The sequence below is a fragment of the Bacillus sp. NPDC077411 genome, from assembly GCF_044543425.1.
In the GTDB taxonomy this organism is placed as follows: domain Bacteria; phylum Bacillota; class Bacilli; order Bacillales; family Bacillaceae_G; genus Bacillus_A; species Bacillus_A bruguierae.
This window is the reverse complement of record NZ_JBITWA010000018.1, coordinates 1-21763: the sequence shown is the minus strand read 5'-3', so window position 1 is coordinate 21763 and position 21763 is coordinate 1. Positions and strand designations below refer to the sequence as shown.

Genomic DNA, 21763 nt, shown 5'->3' with positions numbered 1-21763 from the left:
TCATTACACTTTCTTTCTAAAAAGAGCTGTCCAAAGAAATGGCTCCCCAAATACATCATTCGGTTGCTGAATCGCTTTCATTTTTCGCATCTCAATAACTTCAAAATCTTGAAAAACGTCACGCAGTTTCTCTTCTGAATACGCAACTCCTCCCTGCAAGCTCCAGCCCCGATATACATCCCAATCTGATATTTCTGAACCATTTTTTTCATCTAGTTCTCCCGCAGCAAAACACGTTAAACCGAAATACCCGTTTGGTTTTAATGCTTGCTTAACTAATTCGACATAATGGATTCTTCGGTGAGGCGGGATATGGTGCAAACAACCCGAATCATATACGAAATCATATTGGTTATCGACTTGTAAATCGAAAATAGACTTACAGATAAAATGAACTGATATATTTTGTTTAGCCGCTCTTTCTTCCGCCCATTTTATCCCTTCTTCAGATAAATCGACTGCGTCTACTTCACAGCCTGTTTTTGCTAAATAAAGGGCATTTCGACCCGGACCACAGCCTAACTCTAATACTTTTCCTTTCTGAATCATGTTTCTATCAAAATAGGAAACTAAATTTTCATCCGGTACATTCGCAAAGAAAGGGACTTCTTTACCTCGATCAGAATAGAACTGATTCCAAAATGGTTCAGGAGATCTTAATAGAGAGTCTAACATTGTAATCACATCATCCATACTATGTAAAGTTTCATTTTTCATAAGTGCATTTCACCTCTTATCAATTATTCTTATAACCTAATTATACTAAATTTCAGTGTAATTCACCTACTATTCAGAATTATATCTGCGTAATTTCTATATAAATCCATTTTAATTCTTTGACATATAAGTCGCTGCTGTGCAGAATACCCCATGACCTGCACATGCTTTTTCCTTTTGTTTTAAACCTTGCATGTGGCAGAAAAAGGACCTGACCGTTTCTATACATGGTCAAATGCTCTCGCCCGCCTAAAAAGAAAGCGGGTTTTTATGTCGATTTTTTAATTTGTATTTATATAAATTATGCAATTCCTCAAACAAAAATTAATTATTTGATAGAACAAAAAACTCTCTATCAAAACCTGATTTCTCCCAAAATTCTAAAGCTAATTTGTTATCTAAATCAACATATACGTGAATCGCGGTAATCTCTTCTTGGTTCAACCAAGTTATTAAATGATCTACTAAATTTTGAGCAACTTTCTTTCGTCGATATTTTTCTGTTACATACACTTCATCTATTTGACCATATAGCATATCGCTGACTAAATCTTTTTTTATAGAAGCTATCGCATAAGCAACAATATGTTGAAATTCATTCATTACTACAAAAACAGTACCGTATTTTGATTGTATAAACTGTTCTAATTGGTCTTGAACAGCCATCCTATCATTTTCGTCTAATTCACATTCAGCTGTTTCCATAGCGTTTTCATTCCATAATTCTATAATTTCCTTTATCCCCTCTTCATTATTTCCTTTATTATTAAGTTGTTTAACATACGCTTTCATCTCACATACCTCCTTCTATTTGTTTCTCTCTATATATTTTAATAAATTCTTTATAGTAAGAGGAGGATAAATTTAGTCTTAAAAACAAATTTTTACATAAAAATAAAGATACTTTGATGTTAGTTAATATAATTATAACTTTACATTGTGGTATGTGAAATTTTATTACCATTTCCAAACTAAACAAGCGAGCATTGATAGATCAATGCTCGCTTGTTTAGTTCTTAAATTTTTCTTTGGCTGCACGCATCTTCACTTGTAAATCGTGATCGACAGCGTTGCGAATGTTACGTTCTACTGTTTCCATCTCTTTTTGAAATCCTTTTAGATAAATCGTAAGTTCTTCTTCTTTCTCTGAACGCTGCGCCGGTGGAATTTGTGCAATGAGTGATAACATATCTACTAAGTCTTTCATTAAGAAAGTCTCGAGTTTATGTTGCTGCTCAAACATACGATTTTCTTGATAGTACGGAATAGCTTGCAGTACAGAGATTGTCACATCATCAATACTTCTTTGCAATGATGGATTTACTGAACGTTTATACATTTCAATATGTTTTAATGCGTCTGGATACCGGTCATAAAAGTACAACTTGTAAAACGAGAAATCTGTTGGCTTGGATGGTTGTTGTAATTCTCGCTTCAAGAATTCTTTTACTTTCATCGTTGTCATTTCCATATCTTCACTTGTAATTTGCTTTGTTGTTTTTACAGTGTAGTGAAGTTTTTTCTGTTTTTCCTTTGGCAACATGGAAAAAACTTGTTCTTTTGTGCGCTCGTTAGTTGTACAAAAAAGAACGGTGAACGCTTTTTGACTACCGCTTCCTTCCTTACGAATCCAGCGGTAAAACAACGGATGCTGTGTGAATTCTTGTAAGAAAGGTACTGTGCTGTGCGATAAACGCTCCATTGAGTCTGTCGCTCGTTTATACGGTTTTTTCCATGATACATAAAATTTCCGGCCAAAATAAGCAAGTAAAATTACTGCTGTAAGTCCTATCAAAAGGACTATGCCGATAAGTAACAAAATAAATTCAAAGAAACCCATTTTTTCACCTCCTCTATTGCCGTCTATTTATTTGGACGCTGAATGAGCTTCTTTTTCATTTCATCGTTGAACGTGTCTAGTTCTTTTACAAACATTTTACTTGATTCAATAATACGTTCTGTTGATTTTTCAGATGCTTCAATCGCCGCAAATACGTTTTGGAATGATTCGCGAAGTTTCTCCATACCGATTGCTGGATTTTCTAACAACTTAGTCGTTTCTTCTGTATTTTGCTTTAGCGCTTGTGAATTACTCAATATCATAGATTCAATTGCTTCATTTGTCGCATTCACAGCATCAATTGTTTTCCTTTGATTCGTTAACGCCAATTGAATCGCTGCTGATACTGTGACAACGTTTTGCGTCATTGTAATTGCATTTCGAATCGCTTCTGTTAACTTTTCATTATTTTTCTTAATGATATCAACAGAGGCAATAGATTGTAGTAACACACTCTTTGCTTGCTGCATATTACGCGTACGTACAAGAATCTTTTCTAGCGCATCGTTAATTAATGGAATATCTTTTTGCCGCTCTGGATTTTGTTTTTCTACTTCCAACATATCCGCAAGCTTCTTACCTAAATACACTTGTTTATCAAGCGCATGAATCTTTTGCTCGGATTGTTCTTTTAACATTTCTAAACCAACGCTGTCTTCTCGTAAATTATCACGACCAACTAATAGCGCCTTTATAATCTCTTCAATTTGTTTATCAATGGATTGATATTTATGAACATACGTTTCCATCGGGTTTTTCTTAAATACTTTGAACATAATTCGTTTCATACCAGATGCATGTAGTGAATTCGGATCTAATTCTGAAACAACTTTACGTAAATCAAGCAATGTTTTAGGAATATCCTCATTTTTCCCATTCATCATCGCCGTTACTGGACGTTTTAATGCCGTTAATGTTTGCCCTGCATCACGTTGTTCTTTATCTCCTAAATCAGCAAGTTGTGCCAGTACTTTTGAAAGATCTGCATTATGCTCACTATTTAACTTTTGCACATACAAATCCGCTTCTTTATTTAGTTCAGCTAATTCCTCATCTTTAATAACTGAATCTACGACTACTTCTATCTTGTCCTCTACTGATAAGGTTTCCTTCTTTTGCAATTCCGTCAACAAAATCGCTCCTTTATATGCATACACTTATAATTATGGTTAGGTGACCATATCTTTAAACGGTCTATATATTGCATTCATTCCCCGTTTTATATTATAAGTATACCTATTGTATTTTTAATTGTCCTCAGACTTAAGGCTGAGAAGCATCCATTCTTAAGGCGGATTCTTTAGTTTAAAAGGCTTACAATTCTTTTTAATTGAGTTTCCGCATGACATAAGCACCCATCTTAAAAGGCAATAACACTGTTTCAAAGTTCTTCTCTTCTTCAACTAAATCAAAAAAATTCTGTAATTCCTCCGCATGCGAAGTTGCATTATCAACGACAATAATTCCTTTAGGTATTAAAATGCGTTTTAGGTCTTCCCACCACCATATATACTGCGTTCGTTCTGCATCTAAAAAAATAAAATCATACGACTTGTCTAGCTGTTCTGATAAAAACGCCCCAGCTTCTTGATTATGGATATGAATATAGTTTGTGAGGTTTGCTTTTTGGAAGTTTTCATTTGCCTCTGCCACTCGTTTCGATGAAAGTTCAACTGTTGTAACAGTTCCCTTTGTTTCCTCTGCAGCATTAGCAAGCCATAATGTAGAGAATCCATTCGATGTGCCAATTTCTAATATGTGTTTCGCTTCACGCATTTTCACCAAAATAGATAAAAACTGTCCCATTTCTTTAGACACGTTTCGCAATCTTTCTTCTCTCGTTTCTTTTGTGTAATCATGTTCTAATCCGAATACTTCAAGATCTTGGAGTAACTTTTCTACTTCTAGTCTCATACCTAATCCCCCTTACATATATCTTTCATTGCTAAACAAAAAAAATAGTATATGGGTGATGTCAAAAATAATATGTAGGTCTACCTACAATTATATGCTATTAGAAAGGCTTTTTCCTGTATGAAGGCGAACTATTATTCCTTAGTTAAAAAAATTAATAAATGAAGGTGAATTGATGAAAGAACAACTTATTCATAAAGCTACTTATTTAACCCAAAATGAATTCGAGCAGTTTCAGTTTGCCATCTTGTTTGCTGAACAAGCACATGAAGGACAGTTTCGCATATCCGGAGAACCTTATATTTTACATCCCTTTGCAGTGACAGACATATTACTTGACTGCGAAGCCGACTGTGTAACATTAATTGCAGCATTGTTACATGATGTCGTAGAAGATACAAATTATAGGCTGAAAGATATACAAAAACACTTCGGAAAAGAAGTTTCTTATATTGTCGATGGACTAACGAAAGTAGATAAGAAATCTGTACAAAATAAAGAAGAATATGAAGCAATTAATTTCAAAAAGTTGCTCGTGGCAGCACAAAAAGATATTCGAGTGATAATTATAAAAGTAACAGACCGACTTCACAACATGAGAACGCTGCAAGTAAAAAATAAGCATAAACAAGTTCCTTACGCAAACGAAACGTTAAAGATATTCGCTCCACTTTGCCATAAACTACATTTTAAAACGATACAATATGAATTAGAAGATCTTGCATTTTTTTATCTCCATAATCAAAAGTACGAAGGAATGAAACAACTTTTACAAAATTATAATCAGATATTACACCATCTAATAGATACGATTTCTAGAGACATGCAAAGCTTTCAAGATGAAGTATTAACATGGCACCTGGATTATGAAATAAGCCCTATTAATACTGCTTATTCTCATCTGCAAGTCATTCAAGATGTAACTATGATTTCCAAAATTCATATTACAACTTCATCCATTTTAGATTGTTATAAAATTCTCGGAATGGTACATCAATTATACGAACCAATCCCACACCAATTTGAAGACACAATTGCCATCAATAGCAATTTATTTGATAAATGTTTGAAAACAAAGGTCAAAATTGAAAATCACGAGATGGCTATATGTATTCAAACTGAAGATGGTAAACGAAGGCATGATGGAGGTATTTTTTCTTTACTTTCAAGCGATATGCCGCATTCTGAAGTACAACAGCTATCTGCACAGCTTATGGATGATACAATTATGAACAACATAGAATTAACAAAAGATACGCTCACTTTTTATGATTTAGTTTCCTACGAACTCTTTCAAGATACAATCGTTGTTTTCACACCACAATTACAGCCAATTCATTTACCTGAAGGAGCAACGATTATCGATTTTGCATTTGCAGTAAACGCAGAACTAGCAATACATATGTCTTCAGCAAAAAGAAATGGTGATAAAACATCAATTATGACAACTCTTTCACATCTAGATATTGTTGAAATGATAATTGATTCTCATACCATTCAGCTTGAAACAAAATGGTTGAATTTTGCTAATACTTCTAAAGCACAGTTAGCTATTCATAAAGCATTGCATAAGGAATAATCTTTTTTCATACAGTTAAGCCAACATTACACAATCTCAGTTCTCTCTAATAAACCGTGAAAATTATAGAATGGGTCACAGATAAAGGGTGATACAATTTCTTGAAATTTGTATCACCCTTTATCTAACGCTCATATTAATCTCTCATATGTTTCCTAATATCTGCTGCTACCTTAGTAGGATTATCAATTTCAAAAACAACATACTTATATTTTTCGTGACCTTCTAATTCAATCATTACGAGAGGTACCCTATTTTCATAGGAAAGAAAATACCACTCATCAGCATATTTAAAACTTCCCTCAAAAATATTAAGGGCAGGAAATGATGTTCCAGGCATACGAAGCATCCAGTGCGGAGCATCAAAATAGTCTACAAATACACTTTTAATTGTATGAAATGGGATTTTTAATGATAGTTTTAACGCAAAAAAACCAGTTACTCCATTCAATTTCAAAACTACACCTTCATCTTCAAATTGTACTTCTCTCCCCATGTTCTCCCTCCTAGCTTTTTATACGTCCATCATCCAAAGTATAACATAGGGAGATTTTCCCTATCATCTATTCTTTTCTGTTAATTATAAAGCGTAATAACTCTTCTTCTTCATCAAATTCACCTGCTTCAACAAAACCAAAACTTTTATATAATGTAGTGTAGTGCTATCCTAAGGGAAAGTGAAAAATTCCTCTTGGTGATAGCACTATTTTTATACCGTAAACAGTTGTTTTGTATCTTTTAAAACACTTACAGGAAATTAGTATTTTTTAAGTCTTAATCTACCTCTGTTTCAATTTAACACGGATTGTTTGCTTTTCGCGGCTACGCTTTTCTGAACACGATAGCAGCACCAAGCGCCGAAGCTGCCGGTACGAAGATGTCGCCTGAGGTCGTCTCCGCTATCGGTAAACCATTCTCTTCGAGATAACTTCGGGTGTGGGAGATATCGCTCACTGCTACTGCGTACCCGGCGAATCCCGGCAGTGGGGGGGCCACCTCTCCTGGTAGCAGCTCTGACAACCGCGATCCGGGAACGATTGTGATGCGAGCTCCTTCCAAGTTGAAGATGTGTGTCACTCCATCCGTCCGGACCTCACAGTCCAAGTATCGGCCATATCGCCGAGTGAATTCGTCCAGCTCGGAATCGTTTACACATAAGATTGATTCGACCAGATCCGTCGCCCCATTCGGATGGTTCGGAGGTATTTGCTCCTCTACTATGGCTAAGGGTGGGTTTTCCGCTACAGCCAGACGACCTTCATACACGTTGTCCCCGTCAATTTCCAAATAGCGCACGGGAATAAGTTGAATTCCCCCGGACATCTCAAGAGCCCGCTGCACGGTGTTAACACCGCTATGACTGATTCCACTCCGTTGGAAACGGTCCGCTGTCTGGCCGGCATCCTCGGTACCGAAACAAAGAATATGCGCTCCTTCATAACGGGACAGACATCTGGAGACAGTATCGACAGTGCGTTTGATTTTTCCGATTATTGCTTGGAACACATCCGGCGATGCCTGCAACGGAACGAGTTTTGCATTGATCGGAATCTTCGCGCCTATCTCGGCAACCGTTACGATTTCGATAAAGCTGCCTAAAAACTCGGCATGCGAATTGGCCGCTCCGAATAGCTTCGGAGGTTCTCCTTCATTTTCGGCCATCGCCGGATAGGACGGTGGCGAACAGACAAATCCCAGTTTTCTGTACAGCTCAAGTGCAGCTTCCATATCGGAGACTACATGGCCGACGTGATGAATGAATTTGATTTCAGCATGCATTTGCATCCACTCTCCTTGAATTCAATAATTGTGACAAAAGAAAAGTTTATTTTAATTACATTGAACAATTTGGGGTGACTTGTTTTCTTAAGTTGATGGCAATGTGGTGGTACTCCAATTTATAATCCTTTGTTTAGTTGATTATTCTTATTTTTAAGATCCTCAATGCTTCACATCTGCGGCTACGCCTCCCGCTATGGGCTATGTCTTCCTTCGAAACCAATTAATCCCTGCTCTTCTTCATAAATGGCAAAGGGCAAATAATTCACCTTATCACCGTCTGGTTTCACATACACTTTAGCAAGTGATACTGCTACAGTTGGAACGAAATAATTTTGAACATCTTTTACTTTTAATTGTAAGGCCTCTTGCCAATTCTCTCTCGTCACTGCTTCTAATTGCACTTTCATCTTATTCTCCCCTGCTTGTTCAAGATTGCGTTACCTCTTTACTAAATTCTAAAAGTCCAATTACATTCCCAAATGGATCATTACATGCACTAAAATAACCTGGAGGACATTTTTGTGGTGTATCATATATCATTTCGATGCCTTTTTCTTTATAAAAAGCTATTGTTTCGATTCAATTATCTGTTTCAATACCTAAAACAACTTGAGCTTGCTTTATATTTGTTACGTTTATAGAAATCACGCAAATGTTTGGCATCCCCAAGGCTTCCTCACCTTTCATTTCATTCTATATTTCTCTATTTTCCAAAGTTCTCCTTCTTCTCTAAGTACTTCTCGTCACTCAATGAGCTACAGTAAATTATTCACCTTGTATCTTACATGTATTACTAAATAAACCACATACTAAGTTTGAATTTATTTACAATAAAGTGAGGCTTATTACATGATGAAACCCCCTAAAACTATTATTGTCATTTTTGGTGCAACAGGTGATTTAGCAAAACGTAAATTGTTTCCTTCCATTTATAGACTGTATCGAAGTGGGAAAATCTCTGAAGATTTCGCTGTTGTTGGTGTTGCAAGAAGACCTTGGTCTAACGAAATATTTCGTGAAAATGTCAAACAATCTATTCATCACTTTCCAGATAATGACAGAAATCAAGATACATTCACTTCCCATTTTTACTACCATCCTTTTGATGTAACAAACATATCTTCTTATCAAGAGCTTAAAAGTTTGTTAAGCACTCTTGATGATAAATATAACACGGCTGGAAACCGCATTTTTTATTTAGCGATGGCTCCTGATTTTTTTGGGACAATTGCCACAAATTTAAAATCAGAAGGATTAACTTCTACAGAAGGATGGATTCGATTAATTATTGAAAAGCCGTTTGGGCATGACTATGACTCAGCTCAAGAACTAAACGATCAGCTGCGTCAAGCATTTACAGAAGAACAAATTTACCGGATTGACCATTACTTAGGAAAAGAAATGGTCCAAAATATTAAAGTCATTCGCTTTGCCAACGCTATTTTTGAGCCTCTTTGGAACAATCAATATATTGCCAACGTACAAATTACTTCAAGTGAAATATTAGGAGTTGAAGATCGAGGACGTTATTATGAGTCTTCTGGTGCTCTCCGCGATATGGTACAAAATCATATACTACAAATGGTTGCTCTTCTTGCGATGGATCCGCCTATTAAGTTAACAGCAGATGAGATTCGCAGTGAAAAAATAAAAATTTTTCGTGCTTTAAAACCGCTCTCAAAAGACGAAGTCGAACAATACTTCGTCCGCGGACAGTATGGCCCTGGCATTATAAACGAAAAAAAGGTAATTGGCTACAAAGAAGAAAACGAGGTAGATCCAGCATCAAATACAGAAACATTTGTTGCAGGTAAGCTAATGATTGAAAATTTCAGATGGACGGGAGTTCCTTTTTATATTCGAACAGGTAAACGTATGCAAGAAAAATCTACTGAAATTGTTATACAGTTTAAAGATTTGCCAATGAATTTATATTTGAGTCAGGAAAGAAAGGTCCATCCTAATTTACTCATTATTCATATTCAACCAGATGAGGGAATTACATTGCACTTAAATGCACAAAAAACAAATAGCAGTGTAACATCAACCCCTATTAGATTAAGCTATTGTAATAACTGTACAGATAAAATGAATACACCCGAGGCCTATGAAATACTCCTATATGATTGCATGCGCGGCGATTCAACCAATTTTACGCATTGGGAGGAAGTGGCCCTTTCATGGAAATTTGTTGATGTTATCTCAAATGTTTGGGCAAATCATAAAGCTGAAAACTTTCCTAACTATGAATCTGGATCAATGGGTCCTAAGGAGTCTGATGCCTTATTAGAAAAAGATAATTTTCATTGGTGGCCAACTATAACGACTCGTTTCAAAGGAGAAAACGACAATGAAAATATATGATATCACAGCACCTATTTTTGAAGGAATGACCGTTTACAAAAATAAACCTGAAAAACAGCCAAAATTTTCCAAAACAACAAATGCTCACGTAACCGAATCACGCATTGAATTAGATGTTCATACAGGTACACATATTGATGCACCTCTTCATATGATCAATAAAGGAAAAACATTTGAAACCATTCCATTAGAAAAATTAGTGGGAACTGCTAAAGTTTTTGATTTAACAGAAATTAAAGATGGAATTACAAAAGCTGATTTAGAAAATCTTGATATTCAAGAGAATGATTTTGTTCTTTTTAAAACACAAAATTCATTTGAAAATGAATTTAACTTTGAATTTATTTTTTTAAAAGAGGACGGTGCGAATTATTTAGCAGCACGAAATATTAGAGGAATTGGGATCGATGCTCTTGGTGTTGAACGTAGTCAACCAGGACATCCTACTCATAAAATATTATTTGGTGCAGATATTATCGTTATTGAAGGATTATGCTTAAAAGAAGTCTCACCTGACAGCTACTTTATGGTGGCGGCGCCATTAAAATTAGTTGGAACAGATGCCTCCCCAGCACGTGTTCTTCTTTTAACAGATATATAAGTTTATATTAATTTCCACGATTAATAAATAGCCCTATTCTCGCCTGAACAGGGCTATTTAAATTACTTGCATACCGAATGAACTTTCCGTTATTGTACATATTATAGTGTTCAATAACACCAACTATTCGTTCTTTTCATTTTTTTCCACAGCATGACCACCAAATTCATTGCGAAGTGCTGCTACCACTTTCCCAGTAAATGAATCGTTTTCTAGCGAACGATAACGCATTAGTAATGACATAGCGATAACAGGCGTTGCCGCTTGTAGATCAAGAGCCGTTTCAACTGTCCATTTCCCTTCACCTGACGAATGCATAATCCCTTTAATTTCATTTAATTTTGCATCTTTAGAAAATGCACGTTCTGTCAATTCCATAAGCCATGAACGAATAACTGAACCATGATTCCACACTTTTGCTACATTTTCATAATCATAATCAAATTCACTTTTCTCTAATACTTCAAATCCTTCACCAATGGCAGCCATCATTCCATATTCAATACCATTATGAACCATCTTTAAAAAATGACCGCTCCCGGCTTTTCCTGCATATATATAGCCATTTTCTACCGCTGTATCCCGAAAAATAGGTTCTACAATAGTCCAAGCTTCCGGATCTCCACCAATCATATAGCAAGCTCCGTGACGAGCGCCTTCTGTTCCGCCAGATGTTCCTGCATCCATAAAATGCACGCCAACTTCTTTGAACTCATTATAACGTCGAATTGATTCCTTATAGTGGGAATTACCCGCTTCAATTACAATATCTCCTTGACTTAAAAATGGCGTAATGTCACTCATCACCGAATCAACAACAGCATGCGGAACCATAATCCAAATGACTCTCGGTTTTTCTAATGATTGAATGAGTTCCGCTAATGTAGTTGTACCAATAGCCCCATATCCTTCTATTTCCTTTACGGCATTTGCATTTAAATCAAAAGCGACTACTTCATGCTTTTTATCAATTAAATTTTGTCCTAAGTTAAGTCCCATTTTCCCTAAACCAATTAAACCAATTTTCATGTTCATTTCCTCCTAAAATTCCTATGTACTTATCTTTCTCCATATTGACAACATATAGTTACTCGAAAAATCTCATTTCCGGAAAAGTCTTGGATTTATATTTCTCTGTATATATGAACTCACGCTATCATTTCCCCCTCACAAATCACAAAAAAACAATACTTTCCAAATATATTTTGCACAAAATCGTTTTAGCAGATACACTATAACCAATTATTGAAATTAAAATTTTCAAACAATTGAAGAGGTGTTAACATGTATAAGAAACAACTCATGAATTCTAATAACATCAATTATTTATTATTTGAGCCTACACATGATAATAAGCATGTTACAATTATTATTTATCATGGTTGGGGTTCAAGTATATACAATCAAACTTTTTTAGCAAGTATTTTAGCAAATTTCGGCTACACTGTTATCATTCCCGAGATTATATACCATGACTCTAGAGAAGCCTTGTCAAATTACTTTTCCAAAGCTATTATGGAACATTATTTTTGGAAAACGATTATACAATCTATTGAAGATGTACGAATGTTTATTCAAAGCCTTTCCCTTTCTGACCATAAACTTATTATCCTCGGTAGTTCTATGGGGGGTTTCATTGCTTCTGGTGCTTTTGTTCAAGAACAACAAATAGATGCATTAATTAATATAAACGGTTCGGCGGCCTGGTTAACTTCTGAAGAGATATTTCAAAAACAAGGTTCCAATGCTTATCATGAAATTGATGCTATCGAGCAATTAGACCCTATTAACTTTTTACATAATTTTAAAAATAGACATATCCTCTTACTTCACGGGCAGGAAGATACAGTTATTTCTCCAATTGGGCAGCAAACTTTTTATGAACAAGCCCTAGCATCTGGAGAAATTGAACATTCTCATCTCTCACTTACTCTCTATCCTCATATAAACCACTCTATTAGCTTACCGATGTTAGAAAACATCGTAAATTGGATAGAAGAAAGATTTGTTATAACAAAAAACACCCATCAATCATAAGAAGATGAGTGTTTTTTACTTCATTATGCAAAGTGTGAAAAAAAGCATAAGATAGCCGTTTTGGTCAACTTATGCTTCTAATATACATACAACAAAAAATACAATAAGCTGTCCATATGGACAGCTTATTTACATAAAATTCGTTAGCGGAAGTCATTTTAAAATCTTACATGTGGACTTTTTCCTTATTCCAACGATAAACCACCAAACTAAAGCTAGAAGTAGTATGAGAAGCGGTATTCCCTGAATAAAGAGAAATCCTTTCCAAAAATCAAGTTCAGTACTGTCTGGGGAATCTGTTGCCATTCCACCTATAAAAAAAGCCATTGGAATTGCGAGTATATTTATCCCTAAACAGATCATTACGAATGACAGATTTTTTTCCCTGATTTTTGGTGAATCAGCCTTGATAATTACGAATATTCCAGTGCCGAATATAAGAAACAGTATTCCATAAAATTTAATATAACCCATAATATCCCTCCATGACTTTAATTGTACCATCAGCAAGGACAATCTTGTGCAAATTCGGATGAATATCGTATTCATGCTCGGTTAACATAACGTAACATTCTAGGAATAAAAATAAATTCTCAAAAAAAATCACCCTTTTCTTACCTTTTAATGTAAAATTATCCTTGTGTTTTGATTTTTTGGATATAGAAAGGGAGCCCTATGAAATCTTTAATAAAAATAACATGTACAGCATTTATACTTACAAGCTTAATGGCAGCTTGTAGTGAAGAAACTACTCAACCAAAGAAATCGAAAGAAATATCTGAAGAAAAGGAAAAAAATATACTACTATATGAAGAATTTGCAAAAGGCGGATCTTACAGAGCGACAGTTGAAAATGCAAAATATAAAATAGTAGATAAAATGGGGAACATTACAACTCGTGTTACAATTAATAATGTTCGAAACGATGAAAAAACAATTGATCTTTCAGAAATAAAGTATTTCGTTAAAGATGAAAAGACGGGAAAAAAATATGAAGGTCAACCTATGCCTATACACGAAGATAAATTTAAAAATGTTCCGGTTGGCTACGCTTTAACTTTTGAAATTTCATTTACGATGAAAAATCCCCCAAAAGATTTGAATAACATGTATTTATATATGGACAGTAAGATTGATCCATTAGATACCTATTGGAAACTTGATAATCTAGTATCTAAATAAAAAGATGTCTAATTTAGACATCTTTTCTTATTTAGAGCATTGTATATACTATTCATTTTTAATTTACATAACGTGTCATTATCAGAAGTTCCCCTCACCAATAATCCCCAGCTTATCAACATTCTGTGAAGCATCCTCTTCACCTACGTATGTTTCTTATTCATCCCATTATATCAGTGGTTATAAGCAATCATTATCTTTATTTCCTTTACTCCATATGTATAAAATTCCGCATAAACTAACGGCCAGCTGATGGGTTAATCATTAACTCAAGGCCAATTTATGCTTCCAATTCCGTTAGATAATTAGATAATCGCCTATAAAAGTAAGTATTTTCTGGTCAACTTATGGGTAAAGTGACACAAAGTACTGTTCTAGTGAAACCATAAGATTTAGCATATCAATTATGAAAATTGAAATTAGCAGAGAATAAAATATTCATTATTCTAGAAAAAATGTTACAATCTTAATTTTCCGGTAATTACGACCACGAAAATTAAGATTCTGCTAAGATTGGGAACTTAATCTCATTATATTTATCAGGAAAGTTCTCCTCTTACCATAACATGTTTATTTTGTTCATACTCTTTTTCTATACAAACAAAAACACCAGAACAATTCGATTTTTCAAAATATTCATTCACTTTGTGGTAATATTAATTTAAAATAATCCATACAATATTTTATTTAGAAAGGGAATATACATATGTATCACTATGTAACAGACATATAGTAACTGTAATATGTGTCGTGGACCTCCTCTTATATTTGAGCTATAAAAATATAACTTAGGAGGAATAACTATGAAAGATACTTTTTATCATTTTGTTAAACAAGCTAATAAACCTTTTCAAGGATGGAATTTCTCGTTTCTAACAGATACCGGGAGACTAAGTACAGAACCACTTCCGTGGAGCTATTCATCAATCGTATTACAGTATATGCATAGCGTAGATCACATGCTAGATATGGGAACTGGTGGCGGTGAGTTTTTATCTTTACTAACCCCGCTTCCTGCTAGAACTGCAGCAACAGAAGGATATGCTCCCAATATCGCTTTGGCAAAAGCAAAGCTAGAACCTTTAGGTGTTTCTGTTCATGAAATCGAAGATGATGCAAAATTGCCATTTGCAAACGAACAATTTGATTTAATTATTAACAAACATGAATCATATTGCGAGGCAGAAGTAAAAAGAATTCTAAAGCCAAACGGAGTTTTTATTACTCAACAAGTTGGCGGATTGGACACTTTAGAATTAAATCATCTTCTTCATGCACATACTGAAAATGAGTACAGCTATTGGGATATGCAGTATGCCACTTCACAACTAAAACAATCTGGATTTCAAATTCTTAAGCAACAAGAATACTTTCCATATCAACGCTTTTACGACATCGGAAGCATTATATACTATTTAAAAACAATTCCATGGCAAATTCCTGATTTTTCGGTATCAAAATATGAAGAGCAATTGCTTCGTATCCATAACCACATTCAACAAAACGGATATATTGAAGTAAAAGCACATCGCTTTTACTTTATAGCTTCTTTTTAATTCATCGCCTCTCCAAGCTAATTAGTCCCGCACGGAGAGGCGGTTTGCTAATAAAATCAAAAATGTTACCATCACTTGCAATATTTCTCATTTCATTGTAAAATGAAACCATAGAATACGATATGAAAACAAATCCACTTCACATATTATCAAGCATCAATAGGGATGATATGCGTTCCTTATGGGTTTTTGATAATATGTGAATTTTTATTTTCCTTAGAAATAAGACGGATCATATTACATTTATTTTCTTTATTTTTAGGAGGCATTTACCATGACATTAACAGGTAAAGTAAAATGGTTTAACAGCGAAAAAGGTTTCGGATTCATCGAAGTTGCAGACGGAAATGACGTATTCGTTCACTTCTCAGCTATTACTGGCGACGGTTTCAAAACTCTTGACGAAGGTCAAGAAGTGAGCTTCGAAGTTGAAGAAGGTAACCGCGGACCTCAAGCTAAAAACGTTGTAAAGCTATAATTTAGACAATAAAAAGGTTGTTAACACGAACGGTTAACAACCTTTTTAATTATATAAACACATATTTCACATAAAAGGAGTGGTCTCATGTATCGTAACAAAAAGAATGACGTTGCAGAAGTAGCACCGGAAGAAATCCCAGTTTGGGAATGTGAGTCAGAGGAGTGCTTAGGGTGGATGCGAAAAAACTTTGCATTTGAAAAACACCCAAAATGTCCTTTATGTGGAAGTGAAATGAAAAGCGGAGAACGTTTATTGCCTCGATTGGGATAAAATATTTGTAAGCACCTTGCAGAATATTCTCTGCAAGGTTTTTTTATACTCTCCTATAATCATTCAGATTTTACTGGGGTAGCACGCACATTTTAACCTTTTTATACGTTAAGGGATTCTTAAAACTCAATATTGTTTGTTTACATTGAGACTTTAATTTAGAGATGAATTTTGAGACGTATTTCAAGCTATTCTCAGCACATTTTAGGGTGAATTTCATTTGTCTCAAATATCCTCGTTTTTGAGATCGAATAAGTCGCTTAGAGTAGTAAAATCAACGTTTTTTATGTCGGAATTTGCTTAGCGTATATTTTCGTTGAAATGTTGGTGGTACGCCAATATTAGACTTGTTTTTAAAACATAGAAAATGAGTTAATCAATATTTAATCTATTTCTTCCTCATTTCACATAATTTTCTGAATGACCAAGTTACTACAGCAAGTGATATACCTACCACTACTAAAAAAATTAATTTCCATAAAAAACAAAAATAAACATTTTTTGAATGTATATTATTTACAATAAAGAATGAAGCATCAGAAAAATAACTTGAATTTTGTAGATAAGCATTTGTTCCAGAGATTTACAACACCATTATCAAAAATAATTCTTTTAAAATAACCAAAGTAGGGTTTCTTTGCCCATCCCCTCGAAATGGGAGAATAGCAAGCGGATTATTAAAAGATCCTTATAAACAAAGGATTTTAACGTCTTTTAAAAATGATTATGTCAAAACATATACATTTCAATTGAAATATTTCAAATAATTATAAGTTGTATTTTTGAAATGAAAAATTCTAGATTTATAGCTATGTCATAAGGTCTACCTTTTGACATAGCTATAAATTTAGCTAATTCCCCCATATCGGGGATTTGGGCAAAAACACCCGAGTACCATGAAAAGAATAAAACCAAAAGCTAAAGGCTTATCGTTTGATTCTTTTGATTTAATTTCTTGCCCCTTATCTTCCATCTCCATACTAATACCACACCTTTTTTTATTTTACTCTCCTACTCCTTTTTCCTTTTTAATAAACCTTATAATTAAGTCTTCACCTTCGTATCTAGGGTCTAACTTAATCTCACCTTTATATTCAATTACCTTCACCTTATCCATGACAGTTATACTGTCATACAACTCTTGCTTTACCCATAACTTTTTAACTTTATCATCAACAATCAATTCTAAAGTAGGGTGTTCAAGCTCAACATGTCTCCCAAGAACAGGTGCTTCTATTGGCTTACCTTTCGCAACTAGTTCAGCGTTTTGATACCCCTCTATTACTAACAAGACTATACAAAACAATACAAAACAATACAAAACAACCAAAGTATATCCAATTTTTCTTTCTTCTCTTTTTCTTATATGCTTCCAGTTCCACAATATACGCTTCTAACTCATACTCTGTGTACCCCTTAACGTCTGTAGTCAAATAATAGGTTTTTCCAAACTTTTTACTTGTAAATGCTACATAGTCGTTTAAATACTCTGGGTCTTTCTCATAGTTTATAAATTTCTTTTCCCCCATACTGCTACCCCAATCTGTCTTCTAGTATACCTACCCCTATTGTTATGAGAAACAAAACAAGGAGTATTAATAGTACTGTCTGTATTCTAAGACTGAATTTATTCTTAGAGCCTTCTAACACACCCCACAGTATAAGTGGAGAGAGAAGAATGCTTATTTTAAAATAAAGTACAATCTATCCTTATAAATTTTAAATAATAAATGAAATTTGATCTGGTAAATCAATATTTTTAAAATTTTCCATTCCACCACATTCTTCAACTTGCTTATATACTTTAAAAGCACACTTGTAAAATAATCGAAAATGTTCCTTAGGCATATCATCAAGTAAAACATAACCTTCTTCAAAGGTTATTTTATCTTTTAAAATCTTAAAACGCCATCTTTCATACATTTCTGGGTATTGCTCGCAACTATCAATAGTAGGACCAAAACTATAAATTACATATTTGCTATTATCTAATTCTTTTATTATTGTAATCGTTGGGTATCTTCCCATTTCAATTCACTCCTTAATTAATCAAAATTCAAAAGATTATTTCCAAAACTCATACCATTTCTTATCTTTACTTGCTGCAATCATCTTTTTAACTTCCTGGACTTCTCTTATTGTTTGCATAAGCATTTCATCACGGCCTTGGTTCTTCGCCGTGTCTTCGCTAGAATTCGTCGCTATAAGTGCCTGGGATTCTTGTATCGTTTGTATAGCGCTTAATAACTCTGATTCTCTTTGTATGAATCGCTGATCTTGCTCAGTTAGTCGTTTGGTTAATTCCTGAAGCAACTCATTTTGTTTTTCAATGACTTCTTTTTGATCTTGAATCATCATCTGTAGCGTTGAAATCCGGTTCTTCATAGCGCTCAACTTCATGTCGATCCAACGGCAACACCTCAATACCTTGATGCCATGATACAATTTGCTTTGTAGCATTTTCTAGTGTCATATCTGTATCGTCCTTTAGGTTTATAACCTTACGGAATATCATTACATCACTTTCTCTATACTTCCTATGTCCACGCTCGTTTTTTATGAAGTTGTAACCCTCTTTTTCCAACACGTCTGCATACTTACGTAACGTAGATGACTGAATGCCTAATTGCTCCGCCACGTCACTAGGACTATAAAACGTCTTCATAGCGTTTCACCTCAAAAATACATTCGCTATAGCAATGATATACCCTTTTTCTTAATAATTCACATATCACTTGTTTTCATTTATACAAGATTTTATACAAAATTTTGTACTAATACAGGACATCCCTAAGCCTGAAAACCCCCATTATCTCCACAATGTATAAAATCATGCATAGCCTCATAGAAAAAGAAAAAGGCAAATCCCTTGTGAGAGTAAGGGGACGCCTTTTTCCTTGCTACCGATAATGATACGTTATGTTAACCTTACATGAATATAATATACACTGTTCTTTGTTCAAGTAAGAGGGAGTTTAGTTGAACAAAGAACTATAATTTTTTACTCAAAGTGATATAATCAAAATACGGAAAAGTATGAATATTTGATTAAGAAGTCCTGGGTGTTAGTGCCTAGGACTATTTATGTTTGCGAAGATACATGAATAGGAGGAATCATAAATAAATTGGACTGCCTGTAAAATGACAATAAAGTTATTTAATTTTAAAAGCTCAAACAAGCATAACCCCGTTCTAAATTTGGGACGGGGTTAAAAATATAGTTATTTAATCTCGATGCGAGATACTTCACTACACTAAAAAATATAACAATAAAGTCGTTTGAAATCTAAGTTTTAATTAACAATCGCACTCTTTTGCGGAAGATTAAGATAATGATTATAATTGCAGCCCATTAGCTGGTTGAACTAACATATCTTTTTGTTCAACACTGTATTGAGTCTAATAATTACAGCAAATATTTTACTGTCCGTAAAGCGTACTCGATTATTACGCTATCGTCCTCTGTTTATTTGAATTTAGATCAAATTTTTAACTAAATAAATTGTGCCAATAGTTGGTTAAATTTCTCGCGTTCTTCCCAGAAAAGGCCATGACCACTATATTGAAACGGAACAAGCTGTGAATTTCTTATCTTTTCATTTAGTTCCTGAGCTTGTACAAATGGAATAACTTTGTCATGAATGCCGTGAACGATTAAAGTAGGAACATTAATTTTCGGAAGATCCGCATGTAGCTTCTCATCTCTTAATGTAGTTATAATAGCAGCTGTCGACCAACTTGCTGCTTGTAGCCCCATTTGCAAAAACCAGTCCGAAAATGGTTTAGTTATATACTGAAAGAAAAAGCCATCTGTTACGTCCTGCATCATTTTAGGCCGATCATTTAAGGTTTCTTTAAGGTAGTTATTAGCAGTTTCTGCGGTAAATCCAATTGGAGCGGCCGCATCAATAAGAACAAGCTTTGATACCCTAAAACCATTGTGACGAGACATATATCGAATTGCGATAGACCCACCGGTAGAGTGACCCACAAGAGTAAAATTGTTTATTTGAAGTGTACCAACTACTGTGCGGATATCATCTGCAAGTCTATTAAAAGTATAGCCGCTCATTGGTTTATCCGAATTGCCAAATCCCCTCCAGTCTATACCAATACAGCGATAGCCCATAGCAGGAAGAACATTAAACTGATATTCAAACTGTTTATGGCTTAACGGCCAGCCATGTAAAAATACGATGGTCTTATTTCCCCCGGGGTTAATATCTTCTACATATAAATTCACACCTGACTCTACGGTAACAAAGTATCCCATGAAGATTCCTCCCTAGTTAATATAGTTTCAATAATAGATATTCATTTTGGTTAATATAAATGAGTACCAATTCAAGTTATAGGCCAAAGAAGCGAAACAGGACGGGCTTTACCAGAGAAGTTAGAGAAAATTAGCTTAGAAAACCAAGAGGTCATTGATATTCTTTTATCTTTTTCACCTGAGAAAATACCTAACGAAGCTATTAGCAGTGTGCAAAAATTGTTATTCCATCCTTCATATAAAGTTAGAACAGCTCAAACATGAACAGCAACGTGTTTTTAAGGATTTTGAACTGTACACAACAAAAAAACATGAGCGGTATCCCGAACTCTTTAAATATCTGGAAACTGCCTACGGTGCCATCTTCACTCTTCGTGGAGTTGTAAGAGAATTAACCTTTGAGAATACAAATAAAGCAGATATTGAGTGGTTTTTAACGGAGGAAGTTCAGGCCACAGGCAAGGATAAACAAGAAATTTTAAATTTGTGGGACCAAGAAGGGCAAAGAAACTTGGCGATCCAAAAATTGAATATTGTAAAAAGAAGGGTAAGGTATCATGATGCTAATCAAAAATGGGTCGAGGCAAACGACTTTTTTATCTTTAATCAACTATTTCTGTCTGATGAGGTAGCACAACAATGTAGAGAATTCTTAAACGATTTGTGGGAATACCTAGAAGGGTTAGATCCTTCCTTCGCATATGATCCAGACATTGCATCAATGAATCAAGAATTAAGAGAAATCATTTTACCAGCAGAACGAGAGGCAATAAAAACACTAATGAAAAGTGAATTAACCGTTCCCTTTTCTACTGCATGAGAGAGCCCGCCTAGACTGTGATTTGGTTGCCTGAAAAGGAATTAAAAGCCGATTAGGCCCAGTACCAGCGTTCTTGTAATCAGGGGCAAAGTAGCAAATCTTATTAATATATACATGTTTTTCAGTAACAAAAATGGCTTCAATCAATAATGTTACCAATAACTTTTGATACAGTATTTTGTTACAACGACTTCAATAGTTATAAAACTTGTTGTTTTTTAAAACAAAATGTAACAAAAATGATCATTTTTGGGACACTGAAAACAGTGTAATAGTAATAAAATTGTAAATTCTAACTTGTTTTTCGTTACCAAATGAGGATCTCTTATGAAAAAAGACCCCCTCCG

General features: G+C 34.5%; 23 protein-coding genes and 2 pseudogenes. 9 read left to right on the top strand and 16 right to left on the bottom strand.

Annotated features, from left to right (window positions below):
• Positions 1–3 precede the first annotated feature (3 nt).
• From ACIGHG_RS19650 to ACIGHG_RS19630, 5 genes are all read right to left on the bottom strand, one after another.
• The gene (locus ACIGHG_RS19650; protein WP_336474064.1) at positions 4–717 is read right to left on the bottom strand and encodes a class I SAM-dependent methyltransferase; all 714 of its coding nucleotides are present in this window, start codon (positions 715–717) and stop codon (positions 4–6) included.
• A 324-nt stretch (positions 718–1041) separates the two neighbouring features.
• Positions 1042–1509: a GNAT family N-acetyltransferase gene (locus ACIGHG_RS19645; protein WP_336474065.1), complete on the bottom strand. Its 468-nt coding sequence runs from the start codon at positions 1507–1509 to the stop codon at positions 1042–1044.
• Between the two features lie 217 nt (positions 1510–1726).
• Positions 1727–2557: a DUF3974 domain-containing protein gene (locus ACIGHG_RS19640; RefSeq protein ID WP_336474066.1), complete on the bottom strand. Its 831-nt coding sequence runs from the start codon at positions 2555–2557 to the stop codon at positions 1727–1729.
• Between the two features lie 23 nt (positions 2558–2580).
• Positions 2581–3687 (bottom strand): toxic anion resistance protein, encoded by a 1107-nt coding sequence (locus tag ACIGHG_RS19635; protein ID WP_336474067.1) that lies wholly within the window; start codon positions 3685–3687, stop codon positions 2581–2583.
• Positions 3688–3883: 196 nt separating this feature from the next.
• Positions 3884–4471 (bottom strand): O-methyltransferase, encoded by a 588-nt coding sequence (locus ACIGHG_RS19630; protein WP_336474068.1) that lies wholly within the window; start codon positions 4469–4471, stop codon positions 3884–3886.
• A 175-nt stretch (positions 4472–4646) separates the two neighbouring features.
• Between ACIGHG_RS19630 and ACIGHG_RS19625 the strand changes: the two genes are divergently transcribed.
• Positions 4647–6050, top strand: coding sequence for an HD domain-containing protein (locus tag ACIGHG_RS19625; RefSeq protein ID WP_396550093.1), 1404 nt, complete (start codon positions 4647–4649; stop codon positions 6048–6050).
• Between the two features lie 136 nt (positions 6051–6186).
• Here ACIGHG_RS19625 and ACIGHG_RS19620 read toward each other — a convergent pair whose 3' ends face one another.
• The 3 genes and pseudogenes from ACIGHG_RS19620 to ACIGHG_RS19610 form a co-directional block, all read right to left on the bottom strand.
• Positions 6187–6546 (bottom strand): hypothetical protein, encoded by a 360-nt coding sequence (locus ACIGHG_RS19620; RefSeq protein ID WP_336474070.1) that lies wholly within the window; start codon positions 6544–6546, stop codon positions 6187–6189.
• Between the two features lie 326 nt (positions 6547–6872).
• Positions 6873–7835, bottom strand: a complete 963-nt coding sequence (locus tag ACIGHG_RS19615; protein WP_396550090.1) for a VOC family protein — start codon at positions 7833–7835, stop codon at positions 6873–6875.
• A gap of 209 nt (positions 7836–8044) precedes the next feature.
• Positions 8045–8239: pseudogene (locus ACIGHG_RS19610) on the bottom strand (GNAT family N-acetyltransferase); the annotation flags it as partial.
• A gap of 442 nt (positions 8240–8681) precedes the next feature.
• Here ACIGHG_RS19610 and zwf point away from each other — a divergent pair.
• Positions 8682–10196 (top strand): glucose-6-phosphate dehydrogenase, encoded by a 1515-nt coding sequence (gene zwf / locus ACIGHG_RS19605; RefSeq protein WP_396550088.1) that lies wholly within the window; start codon positions 8682–8684, stop codon positions 10194–10196.
• Entirely contained in the window at positions 10183–10797 is a 615-nt protein-coding gene (locus tag ACIGHG_RS19600) for a cyclase family protein (protein WP_336474072.1), read from the top strand. The genes zwf and ACIGHG_RS19600 overlap by 14 nt, the downstream gene beginning before the upstream one ends.
• Before the next feature lie 123 nt (positions 10798–10920).
• Here ACIGHG_RS19600 and gnd read toward each other — a convergent pair whose 3' ends face one another.
• The gene (gene gnd / locus ACIGHG_RS19595; protein WP_396550086.1) at positions 10921–11826 is read right to left on the bottom strand and encodes a phosphogluconate dehydrogenase (NAD(+)-dependent, decarboxylating); all 906 of its coding nucleotides are present in this window, start codon (positions 11824–11826) and stop codon (positions 10921–10923) included.
• Between the two features lie 255 nt (positions 11827–12081).
• Here gnd and ACIGHG_RS19590 point away from each other — a divergent pair, with 255 nt between their 5' ends.
• Positions 12082–12834: an alpha/beta hydrolase family protein gene (locus ACIGHG_RS19590; RefSeq protein WP_336474074.1), complete on the top strand. Its 753-nt coding sequence runs from the start codon at positions 12082–12084 to the stop codon at positions 12832–12834.
• Positions 12835–12987: 153 nt separating this feature from the next.
• On the opposite strand, the gene ACIGHG_RS19585 is transcribed toward ACIGHG_RS19590, so the two are convergent.
• Positions 12988–13308 carry a hypothetical protein gene (locus ACIGHG_RS19585; RefSeq protein WP_396550083.1) on the bottom strand — a complete coding sequence of 107 codons (321 nt, stop codon included), beginning with the start codon at positions 13306–13308 and terminating at the stop codon, positions 12988–12990.
• Positions 13309–13509: 201 nt separating this feature from the next.
• Between ACIGHG_RS19585 and ACIGHG_RS19580 the strand changes: the two genes are divergently transcribed.
• The 4 genes from ACIGHG_RS19580 (at position 13510) to ACIGHG_RS19565 (ending at position 16323) form a co-directional block, all read left to right on the top strand.
• Complete coding sequence (locus tag ACIGHG_RS19580) at positions 13510–14016, top strand: hypothetical protein (RefSeq protein ID WP_090911499.1); 507 nt, start codon at positions 13510–13512, stop codon at positions 14014–14016.
• An 803-nt stretch (positions 14017–14819) separates the two neighbouring features.
• On the top strand, positions 14820–15572 hold the full coding sequence (locus tag ACIGHG_RS19575) for a class I SAM-dependent methyltransferase (protein ID WP_336474080.1): 753 nt from the start codon (positions 14820–14822) through the stop codon (positions 15570–15572).
• A gap of 274 nt (positions 15573–15846) precedes the next feature.
• Entirely contained in the window at positions 15847–16050 is a 204-nt protein-coding gene (cspD, locus tag ACIGHG_RS19570; RefSeq protein WP_090911503.1) for a cold-shock protein CspD, read from the top strand.
• 87 nt (positions 16051–16137) lie between these two features.
• On the top strand, positions 16138–16323 hold the full coding sequence (locus tag ACIGHG_RS19565; RefSeq protein ID WP_090911505.1) for a cold-shock protein: 186 nt from the start codon (positions 16138–16140) through the stop codon (positions 16321–16323).
• Positions 16324–17170: 847 nt separating this feature from the next.
• Here the strand turns inward: ACIGHG_RS19565 and ACIGHG_RS19560 are convergent.
• The 6 genes and pseudogenes from ACIGHG_RS19560 to ACIGHG_RS19535 all read right to left on the bottom strand — a co-directional run bounded on the left by ACIGHG_RS19560 (position 17171) and on the right by ACIGHG_RS19535 (position 20596).
• Positions 17171–17302 carry a hypothetical protein gene (locus ACIGHG_RS19560; protein ID WP_336474079.1) on the bottom strand — a complete coding sequence of 44 codons (132 nt, stop codon included), beginning with the start codon at positions 17300–17302 and terminating at the stop codon, positions 17171–17173.
• A gap of 24 nt (positions 17303–17326) precedes the next feature.
• Positions 17327–17614 (bottom strand): hypothetical protein, encoded by a 288-nt coding sequence (locus ACIGHG_RS19555; RefSeq protein WP_336474078.1) that lies wholly within the window; start codon positions 17612–17614, stop codon positions 17327–17329.
• Entirely contained in the window at positions 17583–17852 is a 270-nt protein-coding gene (locus ACIGHG_RS19550) for a hypothetical protein (RefSeq protein ID WP_336474077.1), read from the bottom strand. Before ACIGHG_RS19550 ends, ACIGHG_RS19555 begins: the two co-directional genes overlap by 32 nt.
• A 190-nt stretch (positions 17853–18042) precedes the next feature.
• Positions 18043–18351, bottom strand: coding sequence for a hypothetical protein (locus ACIGHG_RS19545; protein WP_336474076.1), 309 nt, complete (start codon positions 18349–18351; stop codon positions 18043–18045).
• A gap of 36 nt (positions 18352–18387) precedes the next feature.
• Positions 18388–18988, bottom strand: a pseudogene (locus tag ACIGHG_RS19540) (DUF3967 domain-containing protein).
• Between the two features lie 828 nt (positions 18989–19816).
• The gene (locus tag ACIGHG_RS19535) at positions 19817–20596 is read right to left on the bottom strand and encodes an alpha/beta fold hydrolase (protein ID WP_090920610.1); all 780 of its coding nucleotides are present in this window, start codon (positions 20594–20596) and stop codon (positions 19817–19819) included.
• A 208-nt stretch (positions 20597–20804) separates the two neighbouring features.
• Between ACIGHG_RS19535 and ACIGHG_RS19530 the strand changes: the two genes are divergently transcribed.
• A complete protein-coding gene (locus ACIGHG_RS19530) occupies positions 20805–21416 on the top strand; it encodes a hypothetical protein (protein ID WP_396550078.1) in 612 nt (203 codons plus the stop codon).
• The last annotated feature ends 347 nt before the right edge of the window (positions 21417–21763 follow it).